This is a genomic window from Oceanicaulis sp. (assembly GCF_051859625.1).
In the GTDB taxonomy this organism is placed as follows: Bacteria; Pseudomonadota; Alphaproteobacteria; order Caulobacterales; family Maricaulaceae; genus Oceanicaulis.
In genome coordinates this window covers 1,817,144-1,830,549 of sequence record NZ_JBHYFH010000001.1, presented here as the reverse complement: position 1 = coordinate 1,830,549, position 13,406 = coordinate 1,817,144, and the positions used below count along the sequence as shown (strand labels likewise).

The following is a 13,406-nucleotide window of genomic DNA, read 5'->3' as shown; positions in this document are numbered from 1 at the left end:
CCCCGGACGAGCCTTTTTCGTTCAGCCGACCTAGAAGGTCGCGCCGACGCGGAAGCCGTAGGTCAACGGCGAACCGGCGATGAAGGTAGGCAGACCAAAGCCGGCGCCGGTATTACCGGCGTCGATCAGGTATTCCTCATCGGTCAGGTTGTTGCCGTAGACTTCAGCATAATAGCCTTCATCGGCGCTTTCGTACCGCACGCGCGCGCGCAGCAAGCCATAGGCGTCCTGGCGAACGCCGACGAAGTTATCATTATCGTTGTCGGTGAAGACGTGCGACTGCCAGGAATAGCTCGGCAGCACGGTCAGATTGCCCCAATCGCCCGCGGCCACTTCCCAGCGTGCGCCCAGTGCGACCGAATGCTCAGGTGCATAACGGAAACGGTTGCCGCCCAGCGCCTGTGGCTGGCCGCCCGACGTGTCGTTGAACTTGGCCATGTTGTAGGAATAGCTGACCATCAGGTCGAACGTGTCGGTGACGCGGAAATCGCCCTGGATCTCGGCGCCGGTCTGGGTGGCTTCACCATTGTTTTGCGGGGTGAAGGTCGCCGTCAGCGGATCAAAGACCGAGGTGCGGAAGTTTTCGTACTCGGAGCGATAAACCGATGCGGTCAGCGTGCCGCGGTCGAGGGTGACGAAGGCGCCCGCTTCCAGCGAGTCCACGATCTCCGCCGGGGAGGTCGAGAACAGGGTCGGTGAATTGCTGTCGAGCGACAGAAGGTCCGGGCTGCGGCCGCGGGCATAGCTGACCCAGGTGTTGATACGGTCGGTCAGCGTGTAGGCCGCGTTCACACGGTAGGTCCAGGCGTCGAAATCGGCGCTGTCGGTGAAGGCTGCGCCGCCCGGCGTCGCGGTCAGGATCAGAGCCTGACCGAAGGTCACGCGGTTCGGGCCCATAGCCGTGCCGCCATAACCGGTCGAGCTCTTGCTCTCATCGGTGTAGCGCACGCCGGCAGTCAGGGTCAGACGATCCGTGACGGCGTAGGATGCGTCCGCGAAGAAATCGAGCGCTTCGGTCGAGCCGGCGTTGGCGGATTCTTCGTAATAGTTCGGACGCAGCGGCACCTGACCCAGACCGCTGGTGAGGGCGGCGATGGAGAACGGGAACGGGTTGGTCACATCGGTGATGGCCGAAACCGGAACGCCGAGAGCGCCGGCGATGACAGCCGGATCACCGAACGAGCCCGCGCCGACGAAGAAGGCCTGCACAGCGGCTTCATTGTAGATGCCCGGAATGCGCTGGGTGTTGGCTTCGTAGAAATAGGTGACGCCGCCGAACGCGGTCAGCGGACCGCCATTGTCAAAGCTGAGGCGCATTTCATGGCTGGTCTGACGGCCGGTGGCGTCTTCAGCAAAGTTCAGGAACTCGATGCCGCCGCCGATCGGATCAAAGATCTCAAGGGAGTCGTATGCGCGGTAGCCGGTGACCGTGGAGAGGTTCCAGCTTGAGTTGATGTCCCAGCTCGTGAGCGCGGTCACGCCCCAAACCCAACGGTCCAGGCCCAGGCCCTGATCGCCGAGAAAGCCGTCGATCACACGCAGATCGGCTGCGGTGTAAGGCGAGGTGTCGCCGCCCACGGGCGCCAGAACGCCGGACTTGAACGAGGTGCCCGGACCGCTGTCCTGCTGCCAGTTGGCGATCAGGTCGAAGCTGAAATTGCTCATCGGCTCGCCCGACAGAACCAGACGGCCCGCCAGGACGTCACGGCCCTGCAGGTCGTCGCCGTCGCCGAGATTGTCGATATAGCCTTCGCGCACACGGTTCACCGCGGCGAAGCGCAGGCCGTAATTGTCGCTGAGCGCGTAGTTTACATGGCCGCCGACTTCATAGGCGTTGAAGTTGCCAAGGCCCGCAAAGCCGCTGGCGGAGTTTTCAAACTCGGCCTTGTTCTGGATGATGTTGATGCCGCCGATCAGCGCGCCGCGACCAAACAGGGTCGGCTGCGGGCCTTTGGCGACTTCCAGACGCTCGATGTCAAACAGCTCCACATAAGAGCCGCGCGAACGCGAGATGGACAGGCCGTCCTGGAACATGGCCACGCGCGCTTCAGCGGTGGCGACGCCGCTATCGGTGGTGATGCCGCGCAGGGAGTAGCCGGTATTGTTCGGGCTCTGCTCTTGAATGACGAGACCCGGGGTGAACAGGGCCATGTCTTCGAGATTGCGGATGTCGAGACGTTCGATCAGCTCTTCGTTAAAAGCCGAGACGTTGATCGGCACATCGGCCAGAGACTGTTCGCGGAACTGCGTGGTCACCGTGATCACGTCAGTGACCTGGGAATTGACCTCTTGTGCGAAGGCGGGCGCGGCGGGCGCAAGCGCGATCAGCGCAGCGCACGCAGACAAGCGAGCTTTGAACGTCATTGTAAGGACCCCTGAACTTGTTACATAGCGTTCACCGAGGCGAACGCTGACCTGGTGCTGTTAGGGGCGAAGTGTGACGCTTCGCTAACGGCTTCATCAAAGAATGATTACGCTATGAAGCAATGCAGCAGATGTCACCCAAAAGCCACTTAATATGCACATACGAATAGGCTCATTCATTTGAAACTGAACGAAAATACGCCAAGAGAACAGGTTGCGGAGCCTGAGGACGCAGGCGCGCGCCTCGATCGCTGGATGGCGCGTGTGTGGGAGGATTTGTCCCGCTCTCGCTGCAAGGCGCTGGTCGAGCAAGGCTGTCTGCAGATGGATGGGGAGAGCTTGACCGATCCCTCCGCCAAGGTGCGCGAAGGCGCCGTGTATCGCCTTGAAGTGCCGGCCCCGGTCGAAGCGACGCCGAAACCCGAAGACATCCCGCTCGACGTTCTGTTTGAGGATGACCAGCTCATTGTCATCAATAAGCCCGCCGGCATGGCGGTGCATCCTGCGGCGGGTCACTGGACCGGCACGCTGGTGCACGCGCTGCTGTTTCATTGCGCCGGATCGCTGTCGGGCATTGGCGGGGTGGAGCGCCCCGGCATCGTGCATCGCCTGGACAAGGACACCTCCGGCGTCATGGTGGCCGCCAAGACCGACAAGGCGCATCAGGGCCTGTCCGAGCAATTCGCGGCCCACACGGTCGAGCGCGCCTATCTGGCTTTCACGCGCGCCGCGCCACAGCCCCGCACAGGGCGGATCGAAACGCGGCTGGCGCGCTCCAGCCATGATCGCAAGAAAATGGCGGTGATCGACAGGCCGGATTCGAACGCCGGCAAGCACGCCATCACCAATTACGAGACGCTGAAGACTTTTGGCCAGGAGCCCGGCAAATCCGTAGGCCATCCCATGTGCGCGTTGGTGCGCTGCCGTCTTGAAACCGGGCGCACCCACCAGATCCGGGTGCACATGGCCCATATCGGCTGCCCGCTGCTGGGCGATCCGGTCTATGGCCGGGGCCGCTCCACCCCGCTGGCGAAACTCGACAGCGGCAAGGACTTCAAGGATTTCCGCCGTCAGGCGCTGCACGCCTCCGTGCTGGGGTTCACACATCCGGTGACCGGCGAGTCTGTGCGGTTTGAAACGGACCTGCCCAAGGACATGCAAAGGCTGGAAGGCTTTCTGGAGCGGATTTAAATGACTTTTGTTTACTGCCGGAAGTACGGAGAAAGAGTTTGCATTTGGTCAGACTTCGTGGTGACCGATGATAACAAAGGAAAAACAGAAGTATTTCCCGGAATGCTAAAATCCATAATTATTAATCACACATGTACAATAGCATTTTCAGGAAATATTAATCATGCAGTTGAGGCAATACAGTCCACAAAAAACATCAATAAAATAACTGACATCAGAAAGATCCTTTTAGATGCTAGCGCAGAAGTTGATTTTATTTTTGTTTACCACGAATCAGGCGCTTTCGTAGAAAAAATTTCTAATGCACAAGTCTATAAAATCGATAGTGAATGCTGGATAGGGAACCCTTCAGCATCAGCACTGTTTTCTAATCCTGACGAGTTAGAAATCGATGAGATACCCGACTTCATAGAAACCCACGAGATCAACATCAATAATTCAATTAGGAAATTTTTCTTCGATAAAGGTTTCAATCAGAATGACGGCTTCGGATACTTTTATTGCCAAACCATATGCTCCCCCTTTGGCCATTGTTACGAGAATTCCGCAATGGTATCTCACTTCGATACAATTGACCTAGATACAGGAATAACAAAACAGCAGGAGCACAACGCAAAAACCGGCGTGACCCAATTATCCATAAATAAGAATGGAGGAAGTAGAGGAAGCCACATATTTGGCGTTTATTTCGAACAAATAGAATTTGCCGTAGTTTACGACATTATGATATATAACTATAATGACAACTGGGGATTTAAGAAATTTAGAGGCTTAAAACTCTCAGAATTCACAAGCCAATTAAAACTCGAAAGCAAAAAATACGAATTAGACGATAATGAAGTTCATTACAGCGTGAGATCAGCCTATAATTTGAGAAAAATCGCGCATACCTTCTAATTCGTCAGCTTCAGCACTCAGTATTCATAGATGCGCCAGCGCATCGCCCTGACTCTGGAGCGGATCTAGCGCGCCATCGCCCGGGCGCGCACAGCCGCCTTTGACCAGCGCCGCGCCCACAGGATGAACACGCCCGCCGTGGCGAACATCATCAGGCCGTAGATCGCGGCGGGCATGGCGTAGTCGATATCGCCCAGCAAGGAACTCGCCACCACAATGGCGAGCGTGGCGTTCTGCAAGCCGCATTCGAGCGTCAGCGCGATGCGCTGGCGCATCTTGAACGCCATCCAGCTCGACACCGCGAACGCCACCGCCATGGCCGCCACATTCAGCGCCAACGACACAGCGCCCGCCTGCGTCAGGCGGCGCAGGGTCTCGCCGAGACCTTCATTGATGATCGTCGCCGCAACAACTGCGGTGAATACCAGGGCCGACATGAAGCGCGAATTGCGCTCAAGCGCCAGAGCCGCACCCGGAGCGACCTGTCGCAACACCATGCCCAGCGCGACCGGGATCACCGTCAGCGCAAAAATCACCACACCCGTGGACACCATGCCCACCTGGGGCGCATCCGGCCCCATGAACAGCGCCAAAGCCACCATCAGAACCAGCGGCACGGTCACGACGGACGCCAGCGACGTGACGGCGGTCAGAGAGACTGACAACGCCACATCCCCGCGCGCCATATGGGTGAGCAGATTGGAGGTGGTTCCCCCCGGACACGCCGCGAGCAACACCACGCCCACTTTCACGATCGGCGGGATCGGCAGGAACGCCACCAGCACGATGGCGATCAGGGGCAGGGAGATGAACTGAAGCGCCGTCCCCACAAGAAACGCCTTGGGCTGCAAAGCGATGCGTTTGAAATCGGCCGGCGTCAGTCCCACCCCGAGGGTGAACATGATGAAGGCCAGGGCGAGCGGCAGCAGAACTTGGGCGAACAGAGTATCCATGCCCACACCCTAAAGCGCTTAAGAGAGCGCATAAAGGCATATTTCAATTGTGGTTTTTGCGGTTCCTCGGGGGCCCTCAAACCGTCAGCGCCAACACCCAGTCATCATAGATGCGCCCACCCACATCAAACTGGCGAACACCGATTTTCTCAAACCCCATACGGTCATAAAAGGCGAGCGCACGGGTGTTGTTCTTGTAGACGCCGAGTAGAAGGCGCTTGGCGCTCACAGCGACGGCATGATCAATCGCCGCGTCCAGAAAACGCCGCCCCAGACCCGAACGATGCAGGCTCGCCAGCACATAGATGCGCTTGATCTCAAGATCGTCAGCGCGTGTTTCAACCGGCAGATCAGGAGCGGTCAGGTGCAGATACCCCACAGGCGCCGCGCCGGGGTCTTGCTCGGCCAGCCAGAGCGCATGGCCGGGCGTTTCCAGCGCCTGCGCATACACCTCCGGCGTATGCCGCTCGGCGCAATGGCGGATGATGGCGCCCCCGTCCACGACGCCGGCATAGCTTTCCAGAAATGTCGCTGCGCCCACCAGAGCCAGCGCATCATGATCGCCCGGACGGGCCTGTCTCACTGAAATAGTCATGCGGTGAGTTTTCGCGAGGCTCGTCCTTCAGGGCAATACATTCTTTCCGCGCCAGGCCTTAATCCGGGCGCCATTTTCTGTTCTAGTCTGCGGGCCCGAAGGATTGTGTTTCAGCCTCACTGGCTTGTGACCCCTGTTAATCTGGAAATGGGCTACCTAAATGAACGCGGCGCTGGTCATGTTGTCGGCGCCAAGGGCTCACTGGGGAGTGACACATGGCGAATATGAAATCAGCGCTGACAATGTCGCCGGAAGCCGGTCTGTCGCGGTATCTCGCGGAGATCCGCAAATTCCCCATGCTGGAAAAAGACCAGGAGTTCATGCTGGCCAAGCGCTGGCAGGAACACGAGGATTCTGACGCCGCCCACCAGCTTGTCACCTCGCACCTGCGCCTCGTCGCCAAGATCGCCATGGGCTATCGCGGCTATGGCCTGCCGATCGCGGAAGTGATCAGCGAAGGCAATGTGGGCCTGATGCAAGCGGTGAAGAAGTTTGATCCCGACAAGGGCTTCCGCCTGGCCACCTACGCCATGTGGTGGATCCGCGCCTCGATCCAGGAATACATCCTGCGCTCCTGGTCGCTGGTGAAAATGGGCACCACCGCAGCCCAGAAAAAGCTGTTCTTCAATCTGCGCCGGATGAAAAGCCAGATGCGCGCCCTGGAAGAAGGCGATCTGCACCCCGATCAGGTCGAGCATATCGCCACCAAGCTGGGCGTCACCGATGATGATGTGATTTCCATGAACCGGCGCCTGTCTGGCCCCGACGCCTCGCTCAATGCGCCGATGCGCGCGGACGGCGAAGCGGAATGGCAGGACTGGCTGGCCGACGACAATGCGGACGATGCTGAGGAAGAGCTGGCGGAATCTGATGAATTCAGCACCCGCATGACTTTGCTTCAGGAAGCCATGGGCGCGCTCAACGAGCGTGAGCAGAACATCATCCAGGAACGCCGCCTGACCGAAGAACCGAAAACCCTCGAAGACCTTGCGCAGGTCTATGGAGTCAGCCGCGAACGCATCCGCCAGATCGAGGTGCGCGCGTTTGAAAAGCTGCAAAACGAGATGAAACGGCTCGCTGAAGAACGCGGCCTGATGCCCGCCTAGGCGGAGACTTCCGTGTTCACAGTCTGAGCTTTCGCCCCGGCCCTGGCGCGCACCACGCCCAGGGTCAGGCACAGCTGCGCAGCGTAATAGGTGACCCAGACGATCACCCCGCCCCAGTCGAGGCTGTCTTCAAAGACCAGTACGTCGCGGAACCAGCGCATCGCGATGACGGAATCTGACACCACGAACAACAGCGCGCCGATGACGATGAGATTGGACGCCTGGACCAGGCCCGCCGCCATCGCCATCACCAGGATAATCCCCAGATAGAGACTGACGGGTACGGTCAACGCCCCCATGCCAGGGCTGAGCCACAGCCACATGGCGACGCCGAAGACGAACAGCCCCCCCGCCAGAACCAGCCCCTCGCGCTTGAGGCCGCCCCCCATCACCATCAGGGCGAAGATGGCGATATAGGTGAGATGCGCCGCACCGAAAAAGCCGATCCCGGCCTCCAGCTGCGGCGGTTTCATCGCCAGCGCATAATCCCCACCCGCTGACAGCATCAGGGCCAGCGCCAGCACGGGCGCACGTTTCAACAGCGCGTAAACACCCAGCAAGATAATGCCCAGGGCCTTGGTCAACGCCAGTCCCGGCATGGAATACGTGGTCAGGTCCAGACCCAGATAAATCACCGACGCCGCCACCGACACCCACAGATAGATGGGCGCCGCCCAGTCCGGAAACAAAGGTTCTGTGCGGGCGTAGCGATCAGAGGCAGGGTCGGTCATAAACGGTCTCGTCATGTTTGGGCGCCAATCAGGTCAAAGGCGTGCCGTTTTCCTGCGCAAGCGTCAAGTCACCGAGCCATTTTGCAGGTCCGGGGGTTTGTCACATTTCGTCGAGTGTGTTTATTTTCCTATCTCTGTCTGGAGTCCGCCGCCGATGATCTTGCCCGCTCTCGCCGCCTCCGCGCTCGCCCTGTCTCCGGCGGAGGGTCTGGAGCCGCCCTATCAGGCGTTGCTGACGGCGGCGGCGGCTGAAGAAGACGATGCGATTTTCACCAATGCAGTGAGCGTGTTGGCGCTGACCCGGTCTGCAGAACGCATTGCAGCGGGGGCCGCGCGCATCTCACACCGCCATGGCGTGACCGCCCGTCGCATTCTGGGCTTGCCAATAGCGCCCGTGACCCCGGCGCCGGAGCCGGCCGTAATCGCCGTCGGGACCGACGCGGCCATGGACACGGCGCAGGCCGCCAAGCGAGACCCGTTCTGGATCGCCGCGCCAGCCAGCGCCGTTCAGCTGATCAGCCGGGCGCAATCTGAACTCTGGACGGGCAAGGTGCGTCTGGGCGTGCGTGCGGATAGCGGTGACACCGAACGTCTGGACTATACGCTGGGTCTGGGCGCGGAGCGCGAACTGGTGGGCTGGGGGTTTGAGACCAGCGCGACCTATTCCTATTCCGAAGTCGACGACAATGTTGGCCGGGACGAATTGATCCTGAAAGCCCGCGGGGAACGGGAAGCCGGCGAGCGCTGGACCCTGTTCAGCAACACCGAATGGGAGCGTGACCAGGTGTCAGGCTTTGACTGGACGGGTTTTCTGGGCGTCGGCGCCGGTTATCGCGCGCTGCAAGGCGACAAGGTGGAGTGGACGCTGCGGGCCGCGCCAGGCGTGCGCTATATCAGCGAAGTCGACAATGGCGACTATCTGGAAGGCGCGTTCGACCTGTTGTCTGACATGGAGCTGCAGCTTAGCGACACCATGCGCCTTGAATCAGAGACGCGGCTTCTGGCCTCCAACAGCGCACGCGCTGACCAGCTATTCCGCCTGAACACGGATCTGGGCGAGCTGTGGTCCTTGGAAGTGCGCTATCGCTTTCGCTATGAATTTGATCCCGAACCCGGGTTTGAGGCCGGTGACAGCCGCACCGACCTCGCCCTGATCCGGGAATTCTAGGCGCGCCCTACTTCTTGACCGGTTCGGGCTTTCCGGGCTTGCCAGGCCCTTGCGGCCGCAAGCCGCCATTGCCGATGCGCCCCGCCGCAAAATCCTCGACCATCGGCGTCCAGCGGTCTGATCGCGCGGCGATGTAGATGAAAGGGCCGTCGGGGTTGGAGCGGAAGTTTGAATCCGTCGCCACAATCCGCCATTCGCCATTGCGCTCGGTCATGAACGGAGAGCCGGAATCGCCCCGTGTGGTGTCGCAATTATGCGCCATCGTATTGTCGTCAAAGACCTCGATGATGCGGCAATCGAGATTGCCTGACAGGTTTGTGCCGGTGTCCCACGAATAGCCCGCCTGGCGGATCGGCGCGCGCAAGGCGGCGCGCGATCCTTGATCATCGATCAGCGCTTCATAACCCACATGACCCAGCTCCGCGCCCAGCGGCTGGTCCAGACGCAGCATCGCCCAGTCGGTGCCATCCAGCGTATCGCCCGCGCTGAACTCCGCCTCATCCCAGTTTTCATCCATCAGATAGTCGATCACGCGCGCCGAACGCGGGCCGTCGGGCAGGTTCTCGCCCGTGTGGAACACGCCAGCCGCGTCGATCCGACCGTCTTCAGAAATGCAATGCGCCGCCGTGATCAGCACATCCTCGCCAATCAGGGTCGCCGTACAGGTTCCGCCTGCATCAAACTCGATATACCCCACCACGCTCCACGGAAACACGCCGGTATCCATCAAAACCCGGTCATCATTGCCGAAATAGTGGTCCTGGATCGTCATCGGGCGCTCGCGGCCAATGCAGTCCGCCCGATCTGAACGCTCTTCACACGCGCCATTGCCGACGCCCGGCTCTTCACAAATGCCGTTAAAGGCCGTGTCACACCGGTCATTGCGAAAGCGCAATTCGATCAGCGGGCCGCAATCGGTGCGGTCGGTGGCCTGAACGCAGGCGCCGGTGCCGAAGCCCGGCTCATCGCACTCGCCGTCATTGGCCCATTGGCAGGAATCGTCCTCGATCCCTTCCATCAATCGCCAGCAATCAGACCGGTCGGTGCCCGCTGTACACGCGCCCGTGCCCAGTCCCGGCTCGTCGCATTCATTGTCATTGGCGTAGCGACAGCTGTCGTCACCAGCCACGGCGCTGGCTCCGGCGACAGGGTTGGCCCCCGGCTTGGTCACCTGGTGCAGAAGGCGCTGATAATCGCGGCTGGAGAACGCGTCAGCCGCGCCTTGCGGCCAGTCGAGCTCCTGAGCCTGCGCGGCGCCCGCAATTAGCATGAGGCCCGCCGCGGCGGCCAAAACGGATTTGATCATATGGTGGTCCCCAGTACGTCTGTGGCGCGCCCCCTTGCGCCTTTGACCGACAGTATCATTCATCTGGTTGAATAGAACATGAAGGCATAGCCCAGCCCGCGTTCAGGTGCGAACCCCCAGAGTGCTCCCATCAGGCCGCCAGGCCAACGATGAAGGAGAGACACCATGCATATGTTCGCCAAACTTGCTGCGGCCGCCGCCTTCGCGGGACTGGCCGCCACCGCAACCCCGGCCGTCGCGCAGACGGCGACCGCCAGCGTCACAACGGCGGCAACTGCGACCGTTCAGGGTTATGGCCGCAATCGCGGACATGAACCGCATCATCGCGGCGGACGCTGGAACGGCCCGGAAGGTCATTTCGTCGTGTACGCCCGGACCTGCCCGGATCTGCGCGAAGACCGTCGCGACCGCCGCTATGACACCGGCTGGCGCGACCGCCGTGAAGATCGCCGCGACCGCCGCGTCATCGACTGCCCGGCGCGGTCATGGGAGTACGTCCCCAGCCGTCGTGAATTGCGCGAGGGCCGCACCGGCGAACGCCTGCGTCCTGATCGCGCCTATCTGGACCGCCGCACGGGCGAGTTCTTTGTGGAGACCCGCTGGGGCCAGGTCCCGGTCCAGGTGGTGCGAGGCCGTCAGGGCCGCGATCACCATGCCCGCGGCCGAGGCCGGGATTGGGATCATAACCGCCGTGGACATGGCCGCGGTCGCCACTAGAGCGCGCTAGATCCGGATGACGCCATCCAGATACCGTTTGGCGGATCCGACCAGCAAGACACGGCCCGCAGCTCCGGCGACCACTTCCAGTGCGCCCGGGCGCGGGCCGACTTGCCGGGCTTTCAGCGCCGTTTTTCCCAAACGGTCAAACCAGTACGGCGCCAGCGTGCAATGCGCCGAGCCCGTCACCGGATCTTCATCCACGCCGCTGGCCGGCCCGAAAAAGCGCGACACGAAATCAGAGGCTCGACCCGGCGCTGTCGCGATGACATTGGTGCGCGTCGCCGCCAGCGCCTTGATGTCGGGATTGAGCCCGACCACGACTGCTTCATCTGCATAGACCAGCATCTGGTAGCGATTGCCGTGCACCCGCTCGATCTCGTAAACGGCTTCGGGCGCCTCCTCCGCGCCCATCGCGGCGATCACAGCGGCGTCGCCCTGCCCTGGCTCGAACCCGATCTGCGGGAAATCCATCTGATACCGGCCAGCCTCCAGCGCGGTGACTTTCAATAGGCCCGACAGGGTGTGAAAGCGCGCCTCAGGGCCGATCACCCGTCCGGTTTCAAACAGCCAGGCGGCCGAGGCGAGCGTCGCATGCCCGCACAGCTCCACTTCCAGCCCCGGCGTGAACCAGCGCAGCGCCCATTGGTCCTTCTCGCCCATGGCCTTCAGATAGGCGGTCTCAGACAAATTGTTGGATTGCGCAACGCCCAGAAGGTCCGCATCGGGCAAGTCGCGATGCAGCAGCACGACACCTGCCGGATTGCCGGTGTGGGGGGCCTGTCCGTCGGGAAAGGCGTGTATCTCGGCGTAGGGAAATTCCATCAGTGCTCCACCCTGTAGCGTTCCAGGAAGCGGCCATCGAGCCAGCGTTTGAGTTTCAAGGCCGGCTTGCCCTGGAACGCCAGATCGCCATAGCGCGCCAGTCCGGTGCCATCGCCCACATCCAGAATCGACAGCCAGCGTGATTGCGGCGTGTAGTGACGACGCGCCTGACGCCCCATCGCGGCGTCGATCAGATTCTGGATCAGAATCGGCGCGGCGCGCACCCCGAACACGCCCAGCTTGGGGCGGGGATGTTTCACCATGCACGCGCAATCGCCAATTGCGAAGACCGCCGCGTCCCTGGTCCAGGATAAATCCGTGTTGATCGGCAAGCCCGCCTCTGACGCATCCAGCCCGTCTGGCACATTGGCGCTGAGGCCGGTCGCCGCCACCAGGATGTCCACCGGCGCGACCTTGCGCTGCCCGAAATGCACCAGGCCCAGCGACAAATCCTGCACGCGGTGGGGGACATATTCCACGCCGCAGCGGGCCATCGCCTCCAGCGCCAGACGCCGCGCCCGATCCGGCCAGCCCGGCATCAGCTCTGGCCCGGCCAGCAAGGTTTGCGGCCGCGCGCCCAGGCGTCGCTGCAAGCTGGCCATGGACAAGGCGATCTCGACGCCCGTCGCGCCAGCCCCCGCCACCGCCAGTCGCAACTGACCGAGATTGGCCTCCAGCGTCGCGCGCAGACCCGCCAGGGCGCTGACAGGTTTGGCCGGTATCGCCCCCGCCGCCAGCAAGGGCGTCTCGGCGATGCGGCTGCCCGTGTTCAAGGACAAGACATCATAGGCGCGGCGTTCGCCGTCCTCCAACGTCACGGTCTTCGCGTGCGGGTCCACCGAAACCACGCGCTGGCGCACATGCTCAAACGGTCCCCCCAGATCGGACGGATTCAGGCGGGCGGCGTCCGGTTCCAGCGCCCCCGACAAGACGCCCGTCGCGGCGCCGGAATACCAGAAGGCGCCCGGATCGATCAGGGTCAGAGACAGACCGGCGTTGGCGAAACGGCGCGCCTGCCTCAGCGCCTCCATATGGGCGTGCCCCGCACCGACCAGCACCACATGGCGTGTCATGGGGCGGGCGCCTCGGCGTAGACGGCGAGAAAGTCCGCAAACTCCTGCGGCCGACGCGAGCGGGCGGTGCGCCAGTCATAGGCGCCGCCGGGATTGATCACGCGGCCGTCGCCATCCGCCACGATAATGGCGGGGGCGCCTTCAACCTTGTCCAGTCCATAGCTGGCCGCCAGATCGATATTCTTGTCATACCGGCCCACATCGATCAGCACGACCTCATAGCGTTCGCTCAGAAAGTCCTGCAGCTGCGGCAAGGCGAGCACGCTGGCGAAGCGGCGTGCATCCGGGCACCAGTCCGCGCCAAACACCGCCAGCACTCGCTTGCCCGAGCGGGCTGCGTATTCAGCGTTTCCGAGCGCGCCCCTGGGATCAGGCGCAGAGCCATACGGCGTCGCCATATCCGCTATGTCAGTCGCGTCAGGCAAAATTGGGCGGTTCATCGGGGCGCTCCGGACTTCAGCGTCAAAATCTGCATCCAAA

Annotated in this window: 13 protein-coding genes; 5 read left to right on the top strand and 8 right to left on the bottom strand. The window is 61.7% G+C overall.

Annotation, left to right across the window (positions count from 1 at the left end):
• Positions 1-30: 30 nt before the first annotated feature.
• Positions 31-2,364: a TonB-dependent receptor gene (locus tag ACTIGF_RS08645; RefSeq protein ID WP_439636472.1), complete on the bottom strand. Its 2,334-nt coding sequence runs from the start codon at positions 2,362-2,364 to the stop codon at positions 31-33.
• A 186-nt stretch (positions 2,365-2,550) separates the two neighbouring features.
• On the opposite strand from ACTIGF_RS08645, the gene ACTIGF_RS08640 reads away from it, so the two are divergent.
• Positions 2,551-3,555 (top strand): RluA family pseudouridine synthase, encoded by a 1,005-nt coding sequence (locus ACTIGF_RS08640; protein WP_439636659.1) that lies wholly within the window; start codon positions 2,551-2,553, stop codon positions 3,553-3,555.
• On the top strand, positions 3,556-4,452 hold the full coding sequence (locus ACTIGF_RS08635; protein WP_439636471.1) for a hypothetical protein: 897 nt from the start codon (positions 3,556-3,558) through the stop codon (positions 4,450-4,452). It begins immediately after the preceding gene.
• 65 nt (positions 4,453-4,517) lie between these two features.
• On the opposite strand, the gene ACTIGF_RS08630 is transcribed toward ACTIGF_RS08635, so the two are convergent.
• Both ACTIGF_RS08630 and ACTIGF_RS08625 read right to left on the bottom strand, forming a co-directional pair.
• Positions 4,518-5,405 carry a bile acid:sodium symporter family protein gene (locus ACTIGF_RS08630; protein WP_439636470.1) on the bottom strand — a complete coding sequence of 296 codons (888 nt, stop codon included), beginning with the start codon at positions 5,403-5,405 and terminating at the stop codon, positions 4,518-4,520.
• Between the two features lie 76 nt (positions 5,406-5,481).
• A complete protein-coding gene (locus ACTIGF_RS08625) occupies positions 5,482-6,000 on the bottom strand; it encodes a GNAT family N-acetyltransferase (RefSeq protein WP_439636469.1) in 519 nt (172 codons plus the stop codon).
• Positions 6,001-6,215: 215 nt separating this feature from the next.
• On the opposite strand from ACTIGF_RS08625, the gene rpoH reads away from it, so the two are divergent.
• Positions 6,216-7,106, top strand: coding sequence for an RNA polymerase sigma factor RpoH (gene rpoH, locus ACTIGF_RS08620; RefSeq protein ID WP_439636468.1), 891 nt, complete (start codon positions 6,216-6,218; stop codon positions 7,104-7,106).
• Here rpoH and ACTIGF_RS08615 read toward each other — a convergent pair.
• Complete coding sequence (locus tag ACTIGF_RS08615) at positions 7,103-7,837, bottom strand: lysoplasmalogenase (protein WP_439636467.1); 735 nt, start codon at positions 7,835-7,837, stop codon at positions 7,103-7,105. The genes rpoH and ACTIGF_RS08615 overlap by 4 nt on opposite strands.
• A 154-nt stretch (positions 7,838-7,991) precedes the next feature.
• On the opposite strand from ACTIGF_RS08615, the gene ACTIGF_RS08610 reads away from it, so the two are divergent.
• Complete coding sequence (locus ACTIGF_RS08610; protein ID WP_439636466.1) at positions 7,992-9,005, top strand: DUF481 domain-containing protein; 1,014 nt, start codon at positions 7,992-7,994, stop codon at positions 9,003-9,005.
• Between the two features lie 7 nt (positions 9,006-9,012).
• Here ACTIGF_RS08610 and ACTIGF_RS08605 read toward each other — a convergent pair whose 3' ends face one another.
• Positions 9,013-10,311, bottom strand: a complete 1,299-nt coding sequence (locus tag ACTIGF_RS08605) for a trypsin-like serine peptidase (protein WP_439636465.1) — start codon at positions 10,309-10,311, stop codon at positions 9,013-9,015.
• Positions 10,312-10,476: 165 nt separating this feature from the next.
• Here ACTIGF_RS08605 and ACTIGF_RS08600 point away from each other — a divergent pair, with 165 nt between their 5' ends.
• Positions 10,477-11,028, top strand: coding sequence for a hypothetical protein (locus tag ACTIGF_RS08600; RefSeq protein WP_439636464.1), 552 nt, complete (start codon positions 10,477-10,479; stop codon positions 11,026-11,028).
• Positions 11,029-11,034: 6 nt separating this feature from the next.
• On the opposite strand, the gene ACTIGF_RS08595 is transcribed toward ACTIGF_RS08600, so the two are convergent.
• The 3 genes from ACTIGF_RS08595 to ACTIGF_RS08585 are packed head-to-tail and all read right to left on the bottom strand — an operon-like array spanning position 11,035 to position 13,366.
• Complete coding sequence (locus ACTIGF_RS08595) at positions 11,035-11,853, bottom strand: PhzF family phenazine biosynthesis protein (protein ID WP_439636463.1); 819 nt, start codon at positions 11,851-11,853, stop codon at positions 11,035-11,037.
• On the bottom strand, positions 11,853-12,926 hold the full coding sequence (locus tag ACTIGF_RS08590; RefSeq protein ID WP_439636462.1) for an NAD(P)/FAD-dependent oxidoreductase: 1,074 nt from the start codon (positions 12,924-12,926) through the stop codon (positions 11,853-11,855). Before ACTIGF_RS08590 ends, ACTIGF_RS08595 begins: the two co-directional genes overlap by 1 nt.
• Positions 12,923-13,366: a thioredoxin family protein gene (locus ACTIGF_RS08585; protein WP_439636461.1), complete on the bottom strand. Its 444-nt coding sequence runs from the start codon at positions 13,364-13,366 to the stop codon at positions 12,923-12,925. Before ACTIGF_RS08585 ends, ACTIGF_RS08590 begins: the two co-directional genes overlap by 4 nt.
• Between the last annotated feature and the right edge of the window lie 40 nt (positions 13,367-13,406).

Bases quoted from the DNA above. Each gene is read 5' to 3' on its own strand.
- ACTIGF_RS08630 (WP_439636470.1), bottom strand. From the start codon at position 5,405: ATGGATACTCTGTTCGCCCAAGTTCTGCTGCCGCTCGCCCTGGCCTTC.
- ACTIGF_RS08585 (WP_439636461.1), bottom strand. From the start codon at position 13,366: ATGAACCGCCCAATTTTGCCTGACGCGACTGACATAGCGGATATGGCG.
- ACTIGF_RS08610 (WP_439636466.1), top strand. From the start codon at position 7,992: ATGATCTTGCCCGCTCTCGCCGCCTCCGCGCTCGCCCTGTCTCCGGCG.
- ACTIGF_RS08635 (WP_439636471.1), top strand. From the start codon at position 3,556: ATGACTTTTGTTTACTGCCGGAAGTACGGAGAAAGAGTTTGCATTTGG.
- ACTIGF_RS08595 (WP_439636463.1), bottom strand. From the start codon at position 11,853: ATGGAATTTCCCTACGCCGAGATACACGCCTTTCCCGACGGACAGGCC.
- ACTIGF_RS08645 (WP_439636472.1), bottom strand. From the start codon at position 2,364: ATGACGTTCAAAGCTCGCTTGTCTGCGTGCGCTGCGCTGATCGCGCTT.
- rpoH (WP_439636468.1), top strand. From the start codon at position 6,216: ATGGCGAATATGAAATCAGCGCTGACAATGTCGCCGGAAGCCGGTCTG.
- ACTIGF_RS08605 (WP_439636465.1), bottom strand. From the start codon at position 10,311: ATGATCAAATCCGTTTTGGCCGCCGCGGCGGGCCTCATGCTAATTGCG.
- ACTIGF_RS08590 (WP_439636462.1), bottom strand. From the start codon at position 12,926: ATGACACGCCATGTGGTGCTGGTCGGTGCGGGGCACGCCCATATGGAG.
- ACTIGF_RS08600 (WP_439636464.1), top strand. From the start codon at position 10,477: ATGCATATGTTCGCCAAACTTGCTGCGGCCGCCGCCTTCGCGGGACTG.
- ACTIGF_RS08615 (WP_439636467.1), bottom strand. From the start codon at position 7,837: ATGACCGACCCTGCCTCTGATCGCTACGCCCGCACAGAACCTTTGTTT.
- ACTIGF_RS08625 (WP_439636469.1), bottom strand. From the start codon at position 6,000: ATGACTATTTCAGTGAGACAGGCCCGTCCGGGCGATCATGATGCGCTG.